Consider the following 15,616-nt stretch of genomic DNA (forward strand, 5'->3'; position numbering starts at 1 on the left):
TGTAAGGCTGGGTGTACGTAACCGCCCAGCCAACGTTCAACTTGGCCCACATATGTAACTGTAGTGCAGTGACGCTGCCTCAGCTAGTTGCTCTTGTGTCCATCCTTTGGCCTTTCTGAGTTCACGTATCCGATTTCCTACACATTTTGGTAAATTCATGGTATCACCTCAGGAATACTTATGTCTCAAAAGCTCCTTTAACCTCGCTAACAATCCTCTGCAAAGTGCTGATTTGCTTTACGCTCAACCCGCTGACAATAACCGCATATTCATCAAGGGCTTTCGGTACCGCTTTTGGACATGCAACGTCCGCTTGTCTATTATTTCGGGTTCAGTCATCTGATGCGGGGCAGCGCTTATCAAAAGCAGCAAAAGTATGACGACGCTAGAGAGAGGGTATACCGCTATGCTGAGCTGGGCTGAATGGAGGATTTAGGGGTAGAAGGGGAGGCAATTGCCGAGGAGTTCAGAGGATTGGCACGTGCTAACCTGTATATGGTTGAGATTCTCTCAGGGCAGACTGGACTTCTGGAGGAATATTGCTGTTTCTTGGAGAATAATCCTGAAGAGCTGCTGCCCAATATGGGCTTGATGTCAAAGATCTACTAGACCGCTATGCAGAACAGAGTGAGGGGTTTGGAGCGTACGAGGATAGAGATAACATCTCGCATTATTACTGCTATTGTTATCACTTGGCGTTATTTGAAGCGCTGCGTGAGAGAGTGACGGCAGAAGAGAGCAGAAGGTATGATGGGGTGCTGGCAGAATGTCTGGCGAGGTTGTTCTAGAGCCTTCCTGAGGCGTGAACGTGCAGAGCTATAATTCGGCGTAGCGTGTTGCTGAAGTTGTTTGGGGAGGTTACCGCATCTCCATTCCCATACAAAGAACATACGTTCCTTTAATGCCGAGTATATTGCAAAGCAAAATAGAAGCCTCCTATTGGATAGGGCTTCTACTAAGTAACTCTAAGCGTAGGTATAGCAACAAAAGTTCAGCGTTGTATGATGTTGAAATTGCTCACTCTTTTGCCGCCACTATCAACTCTTTAGAATCAATCACTAACCCGGCAGATTGGATAAAGTCAAAGCCAAGAATACCATCAATCTCCATGCCGTAGTCCATTTCCCCAATTTCTACTTCAAACCCTCCCAGAGATACCTCTCCCGTACTTACAAAATCAAACTGCTTGGAATAGACGACTTCTACTCCGCCTACACCCCTGATTTTGTTCAGAAAGTCGCCAGGTTCAATTTGAACCCCGATGGCATCTACCACATCAGCGTTGAAAATAGTTCCTGCCGAGCCTGTATCCAGCAAGACATTCTTCAAATGAAGCTCTTCACCGTGGTAACAAATGATCACTTCGATAAAAGGCAGCCCGTATCTCACGTCAATCCTCATCTTGGCCCGCGTACCCCCGCCCATTTTTCCCGAAGCTTCAGCTCCTCGCGGGATGTATGAAAAAAGCCGTACTCCCGGTATGGCTGTTCACGATGCAATTCATAGTAGCGTTTCATGGCAACCGTTGAATCGTCGAAACGATCAATGAGAGCCACTTCGTCAATAAGCCAGTACCCGTCTTCCGAACGAGACTTTAACGCCTCACAGACCACCCACTCATCAGGGAACTGCTCGCGGACATCTTCCCATCGCATCCTCATCACCTCCGGATAACCTAACTTGCATCTACTCCCAGTATAGCACAAAAGCCCAACCAGAGAATGTTAAGGCTAGGCTTAAACCCATGATGAACCCCTGTCCATATTAACCATTGTGGTGTTTTATGGACAAGGGGACAAGACCCGTATGGTTGGAATCACCAGACTCTTGCCCCCACATCCCAACACAATGGCGTGTAGCTCGTTTGCGTTTATTATGTTCCGTACATTACTAAACTTGCTTAGGCTTTGCCGGGCGAAGCATACCACCGACCAGCCGCAGACTTTGTCTGCGGGTCATGAACCGGGAGATCTGGGCACCGAGGTAGTTGCGGAATCCGGGGACAACGTACTGTTTCCCTCTGGCCATAGCGCGCAGTGTAAGGGCCACTACACGCTCCGGTGAGTCCTTCGCGCCGCCGACTGAGGCATCCTCCGTTCCTACCACGTTGAAGAAATCCGTCTCCGTTGAGCCTGGACACAGGGTGAAGAATTGCACGCCGCGGTCACGATTTTCCCAGTAGAGGGCATCGGTGAAGGATAAGACAAAAGCTTTGGTCGCCCCGTAGACCGCCATATAAGGCAGCGGCTGAAAGCCTGCGGTAGACGATACATTGATCACAGCGCCTGCTCCTCTGTGGAGCATCCCAGGCAGGAATAGATGAGTCATATCCACTACAGCAGATACGTTCAGCATGACCTCTTCATGCTGGCGATCGCCGGAGACCTGCTCGAACAGGCCATGAGTGGCGAATCCTGCATTGTTCACCAGCAGATCGATGCTCAGGCCTAACTGCTGGCAGGTCTGATACAGCTCTCCGGCAGCACCTTGAAGCGACAGATCCTGGGGAATCACCCGGCACTGAATTTCATGGCTTCGGGTCAGTTCGGCTGCGAGCGCATCCAGTTTGTCTTTGGATCTGGCTACAAGCACCAGATGGCTGCCTTTTTTGGCGAGTTGTCTGGCGAACTGTTCGCCGATTCCCGAAGAGGCCCCGGTGATTAATGACCATTTCCCTGCAATATTCATGTTTTATTCTCCTTCTGGCACAATGTTTTGTTTTGGAAACATTGTTTCCTATGTGAATCATAGTAACCAAAAGTACGCCTCTGTGTCAATCTGTTTTTTTCGCGTAAGGGTTCAATTGACATCCGATGTTCGAATGTTTAGAATTCCTGTTAGAACCCGGCAACCCTGTTGCTGGTCAATAACATTGATAACCGAATGAAGGTGATTCCTATCCATAACGAAGACAAGTCCTCGCCGTCCACGGGCCGGACACTGAAGACCTATCAGGAAGCCCGTCTGCAAAATACGGAGAATCTCCGTAAACTGGTGGTGGATGCCGCCGCAGCCATTCTGCAGGAAGAGGGGCCAGAGGCCGTTACGGTGCGTAAAGTATCGCAAAAGATGGGCTGTTCAACCAAAATTATCTATAGTTTGTTCGTCAATAAAGAGGGTTTGGCCCAGCAATTATATCTGGAGGGCTGCAAGTTGCTGGCCCAGCGTTTTGAAGAGGTGCCGGTTTCATCTGATCTCTTGCAGCATCTGCTGGATCTAGGCGAAGCCTTCTGGCAGTTTGGACAGGAGCACAGCAGCTACTACAAGCTGATGTTCGGAGGGGCCTTTGCAGAGTTCAAGCCGGATGCGGAGAGTATGCAGGGAACGCTGACCGCCATACGCCAACTTCAGGTTCTAATCATTACCGCCCAGCAGCAGGGACTTATTTCGGACCAGGAAGAGACCGGGGCACTTGTCGCCGCCATCTGGTCATCGCTGCACGGTGTAATTCACCTGTATATGGGCGGGTTCCTTGGCGATGCCGATGCCGCCCATACCGTATACAAACAAACCATGGCTATGCTGGCCCGATCCTTGTTTACCGTACCGGAGCCAGGCAGAGGAGAGAGCAAGGGATGATTGCATTAATCTTGGCTGCGGGGTATGCGACCCGCCTGTATCCATTAACGCTAGACACGCCCAAGCCGCTGCTCCCGGTTCAAGGAAGCCGGACGATTCTGGATCTGCTGGCCGCCCGTCTGGAGGTGCTGGAGGAGATCTCGGAGATTCTCATTGTGACGAATGACCGCTTCTTCCAGGCTTTTGAACAGTGGCAGCAGCAGTATAAGGGCATGAAGCCGGTTCGCGTTCTGAACGATGGCACTTCTTCTCCTGAGGGGCGGCTAGGCGCGATTGGCGATATCCAGTTTGTGCTGGAGCGGGAGCAGCCGCAGGAGGATCTTCTGGTGCTGGCAGGCGATAATGTGCTGGGCTTTGACCTTGCGGGGTATTTGGACTATTTTCACAAGGTGGATACCGACTGCATTCTGGTGCGGACGGTAAATGATCCGGCAGAGCTGCGCAGTATCGGTGTGGCGGAGCTGGATGCGCAGAATCGGGTCTTGTCCCTCGAGGAAAAGCCGCAGGCGCCCCGCTCGAACATTGGCGTATTCGCGCTGTATATCTACAAACGGTCTACGCTGCCGCTGTTCTCCCGTTATCTGGCTGAGGGGGGCAACCCGGATGCGCCGACTTATTTTCCCGAATGGCTGCATTCCCGCCAGGAGATGCGGGCCTACTATACGGAGGGCACGATAGAGGATGTCGGCACCCCGGAAGCCTATGCGCAGATGCGGGCGAGGCTGGGGGATCAGGCAGAGTGACCTGGGTTAACAATCAAAAAAACGCACGGGTACAGAGAGAATTTCTCATTCCCGTGCGTTTTATTTGGCAGAGAAAGGGTAGTCCAGCGGTTCTTGGAGATTATCTATGATTCAATACAATTGGGCCGCCGCCTCTGGAGTAAAAGCTTGAATCTCTTCCAGCCTGCCCTCACGGATTTTCTTCGCCCATGCCGGATCACCCAGAAGTGCGCGTCCAACCGCTACCAGATCGAACTCCTGGTGGTCCAGCCGCTTCAGCAGCTCCTCCATCCCTTGATGATCTGCTTCCCCGCCTTCAGCGGGATCATTATCCATGCCTACGGAACCAACGGCAATCGTTGTCTTCCCGGTAAGCTTCTTCACCCATCCGGCGAGACCCAGCTCCGAGCCCGCGAATTCCGGGTCCCAGAACCGGCGGGTCGAGATATGGAAGATATCCACCCCTGCCTGTACCAGCACATCCAGGAATTGCTCCAGCTGCTCCGGTGTATCCACCAGCTTCGCCGTGTAATCCGTCATCTTCCACTGGGACAACCGGATGGAAATCGGATAATCCGGTCCGACTGCAGCGCGGACGGCCTGGACAACTTCGGCTGCAAACCGGGTACGCTTCAGGAAATCGCCGCCATAGCGGTCCGTCCGCTGATTGGTTCTTTCCCAGAAGAACTGGTCAATCAACAAGCCGTGGCCGCCGGAGAGCTCTATTCCGTCGAAGCCCGCTTGCTGTGCATTCACTGCCGCATCGGCATAGGCTTGAATGACCCCCGCAATTTCTTCTTCTGTCATCGGCCCGCTTATCTTGTTCCCCTGCATGTCGAGTCCTGATGGCCCGATCGATGGTGAATCCGGGTAAGGCTGGGAACCCATGGGCCGAATCATTCCCATATGTGACAACTGCGGAAAAATGATACCGCCGGCCTCATGAACCGCTCTGACGACTTCACGCCAGCCGTTCAGAGCGGCTTCACCAAAGAGATTAGCCAGTCCCGGATCACTGCTTGCTGCCGGATGGTCAATCATACCAACGGTGATGATTAACCCCACCCCATTCTCAGCACGGCGGCGGTAATACGCTGCCATATCCTCACCCGGTACTCCCTCCGGTGAAAAGGCCCGCGCCATCGGTGACATTACAATCCGGTTAGGTATAGTTAATTGTTGAACCGTGTACGGTTCAAATAAGGTCTCCAGTGAGTGGATTTGCTCCTGTTGTTTAGCCATGGTTAACGCCTCCTGTAGGTTGAATGATTATTCTCAAAGCGGGGTATGAATGCAATAGTAACAAGCTCCAGTCCACCCTTCAACCAACAAACTGCCCAAGTTGTTGCTTAAGCTAGAAGCCGGAAAAACTGTCGTATTGGCAGATTCTATTTGTTGTGTACAGAGCACATGTTTATAATAAGAGGATTATATTCTCTTCTGAAAGGGGTGCTCCTCGGATGGCTGGCATACTTCCCCCCAATCCGAACGACCCGCGGGTGATTCGGACCCGTCAATTAATTCTGGATGCCTTCGTCCGGCAATCGAATATCATGGACTTCAACTCGATAACCGTCGGCGACATTACCAAAGCAGCTACGATTAACAGGACCACCTTTTATGCCCATTTCCAGGATAAATATGCGCTGTTCGAAGCCTTTTTGTTAGATGCCTTTACGAATATGGTCCTCCATAAAGTCGATGCCAAAGGACCGTTGACCGAGAAGACGCTTCAAGAGCTGATAGTATCATTATGTAATTATCATGAAAACAGCCACCGCTGTTTCAAAAGATATGATTCTGTAGCTCTCTTGCTTGAGGAGAATATTAAGCTGCATCTCGAGAAACTTATCCTGCAGCTGATCTCCGGATCAGCTGCGGCTACAGATTCGAAGCCGCTTGCAACTGCCGCTACCCTGCTAAGCTGGTCCTTATATGGCGTAACCTACCGCTGGAATCTGGAGGGAAGATCAGAGTCTTCTTTCGAACTGGCTGAGCGGGTAATGCCGCTGATCACGGGCGGATTTCCCATGAGCCCCCAATGACCAAACACGCAGAGCAGCGATCCTCCAAATGGGAGAATCGCTGCTCTGCTCACTTTTTGTGGTTTTAAGAATGAAGAAAACTGTCTTCCTCCGTAGAAAACCTGCTTTTGGGACAGCCTCGTAGCCGTTTCCGCTTGGTTACGGCTCTACCCCGTAAATGAGCGTTCCGTTATGGTAGACTGTGATCCGGTCATTGGCGGTGTAGCTGGTCAGCAGCGGCCGGAAAGAGTAATCGTTGGCCTGGCTGTAATTCGCATAGTTATCCTTGTGAATACGGAACTGGATCTCTCCGGTCGAGCCGGAAGCTGCCAGGCTGCCTGCCCCATCCTTGAAGGAGATTTCAGCGTAGGCATCCGCGTTCGGGACCGGGACCGCGAGCGGGACGATGGTGGTCTGGATATTATTTTTGCCGACTACGGCGTAGTCAATCTCCATGGTATGGGCGGTGCTGCCGTCCTGGGTGAACCAGTAACGGATTGTGAATTGGCTTAGCGGGACGGGGACGGTGGAAGTGCTCTTCAGCTGGAGACTGGCCCGGATGGAGCCCACGTTGTTGCCGGTCTCATCACTGCGGTAGAGCGGAGTGGCGGTTACAGGTCCTGTCCCGGGGCCGCCGGGCTCCTCAATAGGAGGGAAGGTGACCGTCTTCATGATGCGGTTCAGCATGAGCTGCTTCGGCCGGTTCCAGGTTGCCCAGTCATCCTGCAGCAGACCGCCGGTATCCCCGCTGTTGGGGTTCAGTGTCCAGTAGGTCCAGTAGAGATCATTAGTGCCGATGTAATCAACTAGTTTATTTTGCCACTTCCCTTCAACCGAGAGGGTGTCCACGCTGCGGCCTCCGAATTCACCCATGATTAGAGGGGCAATGTTCTCTTTGCTGATATAGCCCCAGGTCTGATCCCATATGGCAGGCAGGTTTGCCGGAAAAGCAGGATCGCTGAACCACGGCTGCTCCGCCACCCCGGGACCGTAATCATGCGGAGAATACACTACTTGATTCGGTACCGTAAGCGTTACCGGATAATTCCGCACCCCGGTAAGGTTGCCGCCCCACCAGTACTTGCTGGTGTTACCCTGCACATTCTGCTCGATCCCTTCGACGATGATCAGCCAGTGCGGATTCACCGCAAGGATGGCATTCCCAGCCCGCTGGGCCGCGAGCCGCCAGTCTGTGCTGAGATCACCGGTCCCCCAGCTTGCCGGGCCATGAGGCTCATTATGCAGGTCGGCACCGATTACCGTAGGATTATTCGCATATCTGTTAGCCAGCATCACCCAGTCACTGATCCAGCGGGATTCAGGATATGCAGGGGTATACCAGAGCGTCGACTGCCCGCCGGAATCGGGACGGTGCCGGTCCAGGAAGACTTGAATGCCGCGCTGGCCGGCTTTTTCAATTAAGGTATCCATAATTTCGATGGGAGTCAGACCGGCCAGGTCCGGGTTTTTGGCATAATCAATGCTGTTGGCCTGGGAAGCCGGATCGAACATTTGACTGCTGAACGGCAGGCGAATCAAGTTGTACCCTTCTGCGCGGACCTGATCGAGCACATCATCCATGGAACGCGACCATAATCCGTGCGGGGAATAGTTCGGCGTCTCGAAGCCAAACCAGTTCAGTCCGTTGAACACGGCCGGGTTCCCCTGCGAATCTACAATCCGGCTGCCCGAGGTGTGATAAAAAAGCTTCGCTGCCCCCTCAGCCTTCACCGGCTGTCCGGCAATAGCGGCTGTACCTGCAAGCAGTGTTAAAGTCAAAAGCATTGTCCCCAGTGTCCTGAAACCAAAGGTCATTCATCTTCCTCCTCGTATATGGTTCTTGATAAAGTCGAACTTTATATCATACGGGTAAAATGAAAACCTATTCATCCCGGACGGGTCTAAATTATGGAAAATTTTTGAATAAAACAGGGGCGGACTCCCGGCGTCGCCGTATCTCTTCTTAGTCGCTAGTAAGATCACAAATTCCAACAATCACATCTAGCTTAAAAAGGGATAAATTGCTATAATTACTAATGTAAGCGTATGAATCAACGGAGCGTATACATACAGGTAACGGCTTAACGGTTTAAAGTCCAGCTTCATAACACAACCTATCAGGAAACTATTTCATTCGAGAGGAGATTAGAAGAATGTTTAAAAGCAAAGCTATACAATGGGCAGCTGTCGGGTCGCTTGTCGTGTCTTTATTTATGGGGTCGCTGGCGTTGGGCGGGGAGAAGGTGTTCGCCGCCGATTGCTCGGCGGGCTACGTCGCTCTAACGTATGATGATGGGCCTAATCCAAGCACCACGACGAATCTGCTGAATGCTCTGCAGCAGAATGGCCTGCGCGCCACGTTCTTCAATATCGGGCAGAATGCGCAGAACAATCCTTCGCTTGTACTGGCCCAGAAGAACGCAGGAATGTGGATCGGCAACCACTCCTGGTCGCATCCTAATCTGACACAGTTGGGTGCTTCCCAGGTCACGTCTCAGATTACGCAGACGCAGCAGACGCTGCAGTCTATTACCGGCACCGCTCCGAAGCTGTTCCGTCCGCCGTACGGGGCGACCAACGCCACCCTGAAGTCAATCCAGGCCCAGAACGGCCTTACCGAAGTACTCTGGAACGTGGACTCCCAAGACTGGAACGGAGCGGGAACCGCCCAGATCGTGGCCGCTGTGGGCACGATGAAGAATGGGGATGTCATCCTGATGCATGACCAGTATCAGCCCACGCTCCAGGCGGTTCCGCAGATTGCGCAGAACCTCAAGAATCGCGGCCTGTGTTCAGGCATGATCTCGCCGTCCACCGGCAGGGCGGTTGCGCCTGATGGCGGCAATGGTCCTGGCCCCGCTGCAACGAAGGTAGAGGCGGAGAGCATGACCAAGGCCGGTCAATACACTGCTAACATCAGCTCGCCCTTCTCCGGAGTTGCCTTGTACGCGAATAATGATTCCGTGAAGTACACCCAGAATTTCACCAGCGGCACCCATAATTTCTCCCTGCGCGGGGCCTCCAATAACGCCAATATGGCCAGGGTGGACCTCAAGATCGGCGGGGTGACGAAGGGGACCTTCTACTACGGTGGAAGCAGTCCTGCGGTCTATACGATCAGCAATGTCAGCCATGGAACCGGCAATCAGGTGATTGAGCTGGTGGTTACCGCCGATGACGGGACTTGGGATGCTTATATTGATTATCTGGAGATTAACTAAAGGTACAATAATACCTGTACCAGGAGCAAAGGGGCATCCTAGCAGCCGTTACATGGCTTGCGGGATGCCCCTTGTTGTATTCATATCATCAGCCCTTGTCCGCGAGGCTTCTGATCTGCTCCAGATCACTGCTGCACAGCGCCTCCAGATGGGCTGTGATCTTCTCTGGACTCCAGTCCCACCACTTCAGCTCCAGCAGCAGGGCGATGAGCTCGTCATCGAAGCGCTGCCGCAGAATCCGGGCAGGATTGCCCCCGGCAATATGGTATGCGGGAACATCCTTGGTGACCGTAGCATTGGCGGCGATGATCGCGCCGTCACCAATCGTCACGCCCGGCATAATGGTGGCATTCTGGCCGATCCAGACATCGTTTCCGATGACAGTATCGCCTTTGTAGGGCAGGTCCGCCAGCTCAGGCGTTGCCTGCTCCCAGCCGCCGCCCATAATGTTGAAGGGATAGGTGGTCACCGAGCCCATCCGGTGGTTGGCACCGTTCATAATGAATTCGGTGCCGCGGGCGATGGCGCAGAACTTGCCGATCATCAGCTTGTCCCCGATGAACTCATAGTGATGGGTAACACGGCTCTCGAAGGATACCGACTCGTCAGGATCATCATAGTAGGAGAAGTCTCCGGCGATGATGTTGGAGCGGGTCAGCGTATTTTTGATGAAACGGACTTGCTTGATCTGTGGATTCGGATGGATGTCATTGGGATTTGGTCCTGTAGCATGCAATAGGATCACACCTTTCTCACATGAATGGGGAGCCGAGCCATAATTTGAATCTAGCTATAGTATAGTCCAAGCGGCGCTACAGTTCTTACATATATTATGAGAGACTGGTAGTTTGCAAATCTCTTATCTAGGGAGGCTTGGCTGGAATGGCTATTCTATCAACAGGGCCTATTGAGAATAATGCAGTGAACGGTGTAAGGCCTACGGTACAGGTGACGGTCAAGATTGATAACCGAAATGCGGTGAATCCGTCTGCGATTCTGATCCAAGGGTACAACTTGACCCTCACCAGAACGTTGTACGTAAGCGAGCTTATTACGGTTTCCCCGGACGAGGTGATCACAAGGAATTACTTTGCCAATCTGAATGCCTATGAGTTTGTCTTTACAACGGAGGGTCTTGCTGAATTGCAGACGGAAGTCTCTGTGTGGGGCAAGGATTCAGCCGGGCGGCTGGTTACCGTCCACCGTCTTGTCTCAGCTGAGCTGCTGGGTGCTGAAGAGGGGGGAGTCACAGGCTCCGTCAACCGTATCTATGTTGCCAATTTCAATAGCAATGATGTTTCTGTGATCAACGGTGCTACAGGTGCAGTGACCGCAGTCATCCCTGTAGGGGTGAATCCTGCTGGAATTGCCGTGAACCCGTTAACCAACCGCATTTATGTCGCTAACTTGAACAGTGACAACGTATCCGTTATCGACGGGTTAACCAATACGGTGCTGGCCACTATTCCTGCCGGGGATGGTTCGGGCGCAGTTGCGGTGAATACCGCTACCAATGCCATCTATGTGGCTAATTTCAATGATAATACGGTGACTGTTATTGACGGATTGACCAACACTGTGGTGACGACCATCATTCCTGCCGGTGGTTCGCCTTTTCCGACGGGGATCGGCGTGAATTCCTTAACCAATACCATTTATGTTTCTGAATTCAACTCGGATATTGTTACCGTCATTGACGGGGCTACGAATACGGTGGTTACCCAGATTCCTGTTCAGGTTAACCCGTTCCGGGTGGGCGTTGATCCCTTGACGAACCGGATTTATGTCTCGAACTTCACCAGCAACACCGTTTCCGTCATTGATGGAGCCACCAATACGGTGATTACTAACGTACCTGTGGGCACGACTCCAGCTGAACTCGGAGTGAACGTATCTACCAATGCGATCTATGTGCCCAACCGGGATAGCGACAATGTATCGGTGATTGGCGGATTAACGAATACGGTGATTACTACCATCCCGGTCGGAAATAATCCCAACGGCGCGGGCGCTAATCCATTGACGAACCGCATCTATATTACCAATCAGGATGATAATACGGTATCGGTCATTGATGGGGTCACCCAGGCTGTAATTAGTGTCATACCGGTCGGCGCGCGTCCGTTCTCCGTGGGCGTCAATCCGTAGGAGGCCAGGAACAGGAATCCAGTATCATGCCAATTGAGGCCATTATCTTAACGAGCGAGGTGACTCATAGGATGGAAATAACATCAGCCGAAGATATCATGATACAGCTGTCGGGCATGGACCAGGAGAATTCTGTATCCCGGATCTACGTTCCCGGGATCGGCGAATTCATGATTGTATTGCTGAAGACAGACGACAGTGCCGTTGAAGACCCGGCCCGCACCAGCGGGGCGGAGGCAGAAGAGTGCACAATGCCGGCAGCGGGGTTAACAAGGAACCCCTACCTTTAAGGATAGTCCATAAATCAGCACGCTTCCCGTAAGGAAGTGGCTGGTTTATGGAATTATAGACTTTAGGCCATTCTGGGCAGTTGTACATAGAACGTCGTGGACGCTCCAACCACACTTTTTACGTAAATCCTTCCTTGATGCTGGTCCACAATGGACCTAGCGATAGCCAGACCCAGCCCGTAGCCGCCCTGCTTGCGTGCTCTGGAGGTATCCGTACGGTAAAAGCGGTCAAAAATCCGCGCCAGATGCTCCGCAGCGATGCCTTCCCCTGTATTCGAGACGGAGAGGAGGACATCGCTGTTCTGCTTATGGAGGGAGATATGGACAGCGCCTTTAGGATTCGTATATTTCACTGCGTTATCCAGCAGAATCATCACCACCTGCTTGATCTGCTCGCTGTTGCCCGGCACGGTAAGCTCCGGCTGGATGTCATAGTCGAAGGAGATATTCTTCTCGAAGAGAACGGCCTCCATGGTCAGAATAATATTCTCTACCGCTTCGCTCATGTTGAACCTGCTGTGGAGCTTCCTGGTCCGGGCGTCATCCATCTCCGTCAGGTACAGCAAATCGCCTACCAGCCGGGTCATCCGCTCCGTTTCGGACTTGATATACTGCAGCCATTTTGCCTGATTGCGGATCGTATCCTCACTGTTCGCCAGCAGCACATCCGCGTTGGTGTTAATAATCGTCAGTGGCGTCTTCAGCTCATGGGAGGCGTCGGCAATGAACTGCTTCTGCTTGTCAAAAGCCTCCCGCACCGGCGCAATCGAGCGCCCCGCAAAGTAGCGGCTGGTGAAGTAGAGGATGACCAGCGTCAGCAGGCCGACAGCCGCGAAGGTATAGATCAGGTTTGTCAGGATCTGCTGCTGGGCCGTGATGTCCATGAAGACAAACTGCTTCCCGCTGCTTGCAGGCTTGACAATGAAGATCCAGCGGCTGCCGTCCATCGTGAACCGGCCGGTGTCCTTGCCCAGGCTAAGAGCCTCCTTCAACGCGGCGCTATAGAGGTCATCGTCCATCGTGAACTTCGATTCTTTGCCGGTCATCGTGCCGCTGGCATCGGTCTGCACCGTGAAGGAGACGGAGCGCTCCGGCTGGTAAGGGTCGATCGGCCCCTGATCCATGGGCATTGTCCCTCTGCCCCCGCCGCCTCCTGCCCCAGGCGGACTTTGTCCATCTCCCGGACCCCGCTGCTGCATGTCCGCAATCCGGTGGAGCGCCATATAGATGTCTCCCTGCACATTGCGGTACGTGAAGATGTAGATGGCGGCGAAGGCCACCAGCATGATGATGGAGATGGTGACCAGATTGACAATCAGGAACCGGGTTCGGAGTTTATTGAACATCAGGCACTCCCCTCCAGCACGTACCCTACGCCCCTAATCGTGCTGATGCGCACCTCTGAGTTCAGGAAGGCCAGCTTTTTACGCAAAAAAGAAATATAGACCTCCACGTTGTTATGCTCCGCATCAGAATCGAACCCCCACAGCTTCTCAATGATCTGCTCCTTCGAGGTGACCGCCTGCTTCCTTAGGATCAGCAGCTCCAGCAGCTCCGTCTCCTTGAGATTCAGCTTCATCTCCCGGCCCTTCACCGTCAGCTTCGGGTTGGCCGTATTCAGCTCCAGATCCCCGAACTTCAGGGCATCGTCAGGAATCACCTCGCCCTTACGCCTCAGCGCAGCCCGGATACGGGCCAGCAGCTCCTCCGAAGCGAACGGCTTGGCGATATAATCGTCTGCACCATGATCGAGTCCGGTCACCATATCGGTGATCTCTCCTTTTGCGGTAAGCATAATGACCGGTGTGGAGATTCCGTCCTTGCGAAGGGCCTTCAGCACGCTGATTCCATCCAGCTCCGGCATCATAATATCCAGCAGCAGCAGGTCATAGATCCCGCTCTGCGCATAATCGAGACCGGCTCTGCCGTCATGCACCGCGTCTACCGAATAATTGTGTTTTTTGAGGATTTGGGTTAAGGCCTCCGCCAGATGGACCTCGTCTTCTACGATTAATATTCTCATGGGATGGCTCATCCTCTTCCTAAGTAATGTACTTGCTGCTGGTGATATTATATCAAGGGTACCTTTAATCAACCTTAATCCATTTAAGATTCATTAAAGGTTCGGGGGCTAAGATACATTCATAAGCAAGCGCACCCATTACCCCCCTGAAAGGAACTGATCCCCATGGCTATTGAGGTCTTCAACCGTTACGAGAACAAGTATCTGTTCGACCATGAATCCTATCTGAAGCTCTATCGCGAACTGCTGGAATATATGGAGCCTGATGCATACAACAAGCAGCACGAATATTATTCCATCACCAATCTGTATTATGACACCCCGCAGAATTCCCTGATCCGCAGCAGCCTGGCGAAGCCGAAGTATAAGGAGAAGCTCCGCATCAGAGCCTACGGCGTTCCTGAAGGCGACACCAGAGTCTATCTGGAGATCAAGAAGAAGGTGCTGGGCCTGGTTAACAAAAGAAGAACCCCGCTGAAGCTGAATGAAGCCTATGCGTTCATCGAGAGCAGCAGAGAGCCTGAATTCGAGAGCTATATGAACAAGCAGGTGATCGGGGAGATCAAGTACTTGCTGACCCGCTATGAGCTGGAGCCGAAGCTGTATTTGTCCTATGACCGCCAAGCCATGTTCTGTAAAAATAACAGGGACCTGCGCATCACCTTCGACACCAACATCCGCTGCCGCCGGTATGATCTGAAGATGGAGCACGGCGTCTATGGCGAGGAGCTGCTGGAGCCGGAGCAATGGCTGATGGAAGTGAAGGCCGAGAAGACCATACCGGTCTGGCTGGCCAGGATGCTGTCGGAGCATCAGATGTACCGCACCAGCTTCTCCAAATACGGCAACGAATATAAAAAGATGCTGCGAAACAGCCAATCAGAAAGAGAGAGTGTTCTATATGCTTGATTCGATTTTTGCCGTAGCGGAGTCTACTTCGGAACTAACGTTCACGAATGCTGCCTTAACCATCGTCATCGCCATTATCCTCGGCGGGCTGATCAGCTTCACCTACATGAAGACGAGCCCCGCTGGATACTCACAGAGCTTCACACTGACCATGGTTCTGCTGCCGGTGATTGTTGCTATCATTATTTTGCTCATTGGCAGCAATGTGGCCCGGGCCTTCAGCCTGGCGGGCGCCTTCTCGATCATCCGGTTCCGCAGCGCCCCTGGCGATCCGAAGGATATCACTTTTGTCCTGTTCACCATGGCCTCCGGGCTGGCCTGCGGGGTAGGGGCCTTTGGTTACGCGGTCTTTTTCACCCTTATCCTCTGCGCTCTGATGGTCCTGCTTAACCGTACAGGCTTTGGACTTAAGAAGACGATGCATAAGACACTGAAGGTAACGATCCCTGAGAATCTGGGCTATGAGGAGGCCTTCGCGGAGGTCTTCAATACCTTCAATGTCGCCTATGAGCTGAAGAAGATCAGAACCACGGAGCTGGGCAGCCTGTATGAGCTGGTCTACGCAGTAACGATTGATGAGCAGACGAGCCAGAAGGAGCTGCTGGACGCCATCCGCACACGTAACGGGAACCTCGATCTCTCACTAACCATGGCACCTGTCATGAATGAATACTAATCCGCTACAGGAAGGGAATGATGA

Annotated in this window: 17 protein-coding genes and 1 pseudogene; 9 read left to right on the forward strand and 9 right to left on the reverse strand. The window is 52.7% G+C overall.

Annotated elements, in window-relative coordinates; genetic code table 11:
* Nucleotides 1-45: 45 nt before the first annotated feature.
* Nucleotides 46-159: pseudogene (locus tag MHH78_RS03745) on the reverse strand (helix-turn-helix domain-containing protein); the annotation flags it as partial.
* A 315-nt stretch (nucleotides 160-474) separates the two neighbouring features.
* Between MHH78_RS03745 and MHH78_RS03750 the strand changes: the two are divergent.
* Nucleotides 475-609, forward strand: a complete 135-nt coding sequence (locus MHH78_RS03750) for a hypothetical protein (RefSeq protein WP_340827685.1) — start codon at nucleotides 475-477, stop codon at nucleotides 607-609.
* 408 nt (nucleotides 610-1,017) lie between these two features.
* On the opposite strand, the gene MHH78_RS03755 is transcribed toward MHH78_RS03750, so the two are convergent.
* The 3 genes from MHH78_RS03755 to MHH78_RS03765 form a co-directional block, all read right to left on the reverse strand.
* Complete coding sequence (locus tag MHH78_RS03755; RefSeq protein ID WP_340827684.1) at nucleotides 1,018-1,389, reverse strand: retropepsin-like aspartic protease; 372 nt, start codon at nucleotides 1,387-1,389, stop codon at nucleotides 1,018-1,020.
* 8 nt (nucleotides 1,390-1,397) lie between these two features.
* Nucleotides 1,398-1,655 (reverse strand): hypothetical protein, encoded by a 258-nt coding sequence (locus MHH78_RS03760; RefSeq protein WP_076080793.1) that lies wholly within the window; start codon nucleotides 1,653-1,655, stop codon nucleotides 1,398-1,400.
* Nucleotides 1,656-1,890: 235 nt separating this feature from the next.
* Nucleotides 1,891-2,688: an SDR family NAD(P)-dependent oxidoreductase gene (locus MHH78_RS03765; RefSeq protein ID WP_341166628.1), complete on the reverse strand. Its 798-nt coding sequence runs from the start codon at nucleotides 2,686-2,688 to the stop codon at nucleotides 1,891-1,893.
* 195 nt (nucleotides 2,689-2,883) lie between these two features.
* On the opposite strand from MHH78_RS03765, the gene MHH78_RS03770 reads away from it, so the two are divergent.
* Nucleotides 2,884-3,579 carry a TetR/AcrR family transcriptional regulator gene (locus tag MHH78_RS03770; RefSeq protein ID WP_341166629.1) on the forward strand — a complete coding sequence of 232 codons (696 nt, stop codon included), beginning with the start codon at nucleotides 2,884-2,886 and terminating at the stop codon, nucleotides 3,577-3,579.
* Entirely contained in the window at nucleotides 3,576-4,322 is a 747-nt protein-coding gene (locus MHH78_RS03775; RefSeq protein WP_341166630.1) for a sugar phosphate nucleotidyltransferase, read from the forward strand. The genes MHH78_RS03770 and MHH78_RS03775 overlap by 4 nt, the downstream gene beginning before the upstream one ends.
* A gap of 111 nt (nucleotides 4,323-4,433) precedes the next feature.
* Here the strand turns inward: MHH78_RS03775 and MHH78_RS03780 are convergent, their stop codons facing one another.
* Nucleotides 4,434-5,543, reverse strand: a complete 1,110-nt coding sequence (locus MHH78_RS03780) for an NADH:flavin oxidoreductase (protein ID WP_341166631.1) — start codon at nucleotides 5,541-5,543, stop codon at nucleotides 4,434-4,436.
* A 218-nt stretch (nucleotides 5,544-5,761) separates the two neighbouring features.
* Between MHH78_RS03780 and MHH78_RS03785 the strand changes: the two genes are divergently transcribed.
* Nucleotides 5,762-6,346 (forward strand): TetR/AcrR family transcriptional regulator, encoded by a 585-nt coding sequence (locus tag MHH78_RS03785; protein ID WP_341166632.1) that lies wholly within the window; start codon nucleotides 5,762-5,764, stop codon nucleotides 6,344-6,346.
* Between the two features lie 138 nt (nucleotides 6,347-6,484).
* Here the strand turns inward: MHH78_RS03785 and MHH78_RS03790 are convergent, their stop codons facing one another.
* Nucleotides 6,485-8,140 (reverse strand): cellulase family glycosylhydrolase, encoded by a 1,656-nt coding sequence (locus MHH78_RS03790; RefSeq protein ID WP_341166633.1) that lies wholly within the window; start codon nucleotides 8,138-8,140, stop codon nucleotides 6,485-6,487.
* A gap of 338 nt (nucleotides 8,141-8,478) precedes the next feature.
* Here MHH78_RS03790 and MHH78_RS03795 point away from each other — a divergent pair, with 338 nt between their 5' ends.
* On the forward strand, nucleotides 8,479-9,546 hold the full coding sequence (locus MHH78_RS03795; RefSeq protein ID WP_341166634.1) for a polysaccharide deacetylase family protein: 1,068 nt from the start codon (nucleotides 8,479-8,481) through the stop codon (nucleotides 9,544-9,546).
* Nucleotides 9,547-9,634: 88 nt separating this feature from the next.
* Here MHH78_RS03795 and MHH78_RS03800 read toward each other — a convergent pair whose 3' ends face one another.
* Complete coding sequence (locus MHH78_RS03800; protein WP_341166635.1) at nucleotides 9,635-10,282, reverse strand: Vat family streptogramin A O-acetyltransferase; 648 nt, start codon at nucleotides 10,280-10,282, stop codon at nucleotides 9,635-9,637.
* Between the two features lie 146 nt (nucleotides 10,283-10,428).
* Between MHH78_RS03800 and MHH78_RS03805 the strand changes: the two genes are divergently transcribed.
* Nucleotides 10,429-11,694 carry a YVTN family beta-propeller repeat-containing protein gene (locus tag MHH78_RS03805; protein WP_341166636.1) on the forward strand — a complete coding sequence of 422 codons (1,266 nt, stop codon included), beginning with the start codon at nucleotides 10,429-10,431 and terminating at the stop codon, nucleotides 11,692-11,694.
* A gap of 71 nt (nucleotides 11,695-11,765) precedes the next feature.
* A complete protein-coding gene (locus tag MHH78_RS03810) occupies nucleotides 11,766-11,984 on the forward strand; it encodes a hypothetical protein (RefSeq protein ID WP_143803799.1) in 219 nt (72 codons plus the stop codon).
* Nucleotides 11,985-12,046: 62 nt separating this feature from the next.
* Here MHH78_RS03810 and MHH78_RS03815 read toward each other — a convergent pair whose 3' ends face one another.
* Both MHH78_RS03815 and MHH78_RS03820 read right to left on the reverse strand, forming a co-directional pair.
* Nucleotides 12,047-13,330: a sensor histidine kinase gene (locus MHH78_RS03815; RefSeq protein ID WP_341166637.1), complete on the reverse strand. Its 1,284-nt coding sequence runs from the start codon at nucleotides 13,328-13,330 to the stop codon at nucleotides 12,047-12,049.
* Entirely contained in the window at nucleotides 13,330-14,007 is a 678-nt protein-coding gene (locus MHH78_RS03820) for a response regulator transcription factor (protein ID WP_076081345.1), read from the reverse strand. Before MHH78_RS03820 ends, MHH78_RS03815 begins: the two co-directional genes overlap by 1 nt.
* A 165-nt stretch (nucleotides 14,008-14,172) precedes the next feature.
* Here MHH78_RS03820 and MHH78_RS03825 point away from each other — a divergent pair, with 165 nt between their 5' ends.
* Together MHH78_RS03825 and MHH78_RS03830 are read left to right on the forward strand one after the other, a co-directional pair.
* The gene (locus tag MHH78_RS03825; protein ID WP_341166638.1) at nucleotides 14,173-14,916 is read left to right on the forward strand and encodes a polyphosphate polymerase domain-containing protein; all 744 of its coding nucleotides are present in this window, start codon (nucleotides 14,173-14,175) and stop codon (nucleotides 14,914-14,916) included.
* On the forward strand, nucleotides 14,909-15,592 hold the full coding sequence (locus tag MHH78_RS03830) for a DUF4956 domain-containing protein (protein WP_341166639.1): 684 nt from the start codon (nucleotides 14,909-14,911) through the stop codon (nucleotides 15,590-15,592). Before MHH78_RS03825 ends, MHH78_RS03830 begins: the two co-directional genes overlap by 8 nt.
* Nucleotides 15,593-15,616: the final 24 nt, after the last annotated feature.

The sequence above is a fragment of the Paenibacillus sp. FSL H3-0333 genome (assembly GCF_038002805.1).
Classification (GTDB): Bacteria; Bacillota; Bacilli; order Paenibacillales; family Paenibacillaceae; genus Paenibacillus_AQ; species Paenibacillus_AQ silagei.

Excerpts from the sequence above, each read along its gene's own strand:
- MHH78_RS03790 (WP_341166633.1), bottom strand. The coding sequence starts at position 8,140 with ATGACCTTTGGTTTCAGGACACTGGGGACAATGCTTTTGACTTTAACA.
- MHH78_RS03770 (WP_341166629.1), top strand. The coding sequence starts at position 2,884 with ATGAAGGTGATTCCTATCCATAACGAAGACAAGTCCTCGCCGTCCACG.
- MHH78_RS03810 (WP_143803799.1), top strand. The coding sequence starts at position 11,766 with ATGGAAATAACATCAGCCGAAGATATCATGATACAGCTGTCGGGCATG.
- MHH78_RS03780 (WP_341166631.1), bottom strand. The coding sequence starts at position 5,543 with ATGGCTAAACAACAGGAGCAAATCCACTCACTGGAGACCTTATTTGAA.
- MHH78_RS03825 (WP_341166638.1), top strand. The coding sequence starts at position 14,173 with ATGGCTATTGAGGTCTTCAACCGTTACGAGAACAAGTATCTGTTCGAC.
- MHH78_RS03760 (WP_076080793.1), bottom strand. The coding sequence starts at position 1,655 with ATGCGATGGGAAGATGTCCGCGAGCAGTTCCCTGATGAGTGGGTGGTC.
- MHH78_RS03785 (WP_341166632.1), top strand. The coding sequence starts at position 5,762 with ATGGCTGGCATACTTCCCCCCAATCCGAACGACCCGCGGGTGATTCGG.
- MHH78_RS03795 (WP_341166634.1), top strand. The coding sequence starts at position 8,479 with ATGTTTAAAAGCAAAGCTATACAATGGGCAGCTGTCGGGTCGCTTGTC.
- MHH78_RS03815 (WP_341166637.1), bottom strand. The coding sequence starts at position 13,330 with ATGTTCAATAAACTCCGAACCCGGTTCCTGATTGTCAATCTGGTCACC.
- MHH78_RS03830 (WP_341166639.1), top strand. The coding sequence starts at position 14,909 with ATGCTTGATTCGATTTTTGCCGTAGCGGAGTCTACTTCGGAACTAACG.
- MHH78_RS03765 (WP_341166628.1), bottom strand. The coding sequence starts at position 2,688 with ATGAATATTGCAGGGAAATGGTCATTAATCACCGGGGCCTCTTCGGGA.
- MHH78_RS03775 (WP_341166630.1), top strand. The coding sequence starts at position 3,576 with ATGATTGCATTAATCTTGGCTGCGGGGTATGCGACCCGCCTGTATCCA.
- MHH78_RS03820 (WP_076081345.1), bottom strand. The coding sequence starts at position 14,007 with ATGAGAATATTAATCGTAGAAGACGAGGTCCATCTGGCGGAGGCCTTA.
- MHH78_RS03805 (WP_341166636.1), top strand. The coding sequence starts at position 10,429 with ATGGCTATTCTATCAACAGGGCCTATTGAGAATAATGCAGTGAACGGT.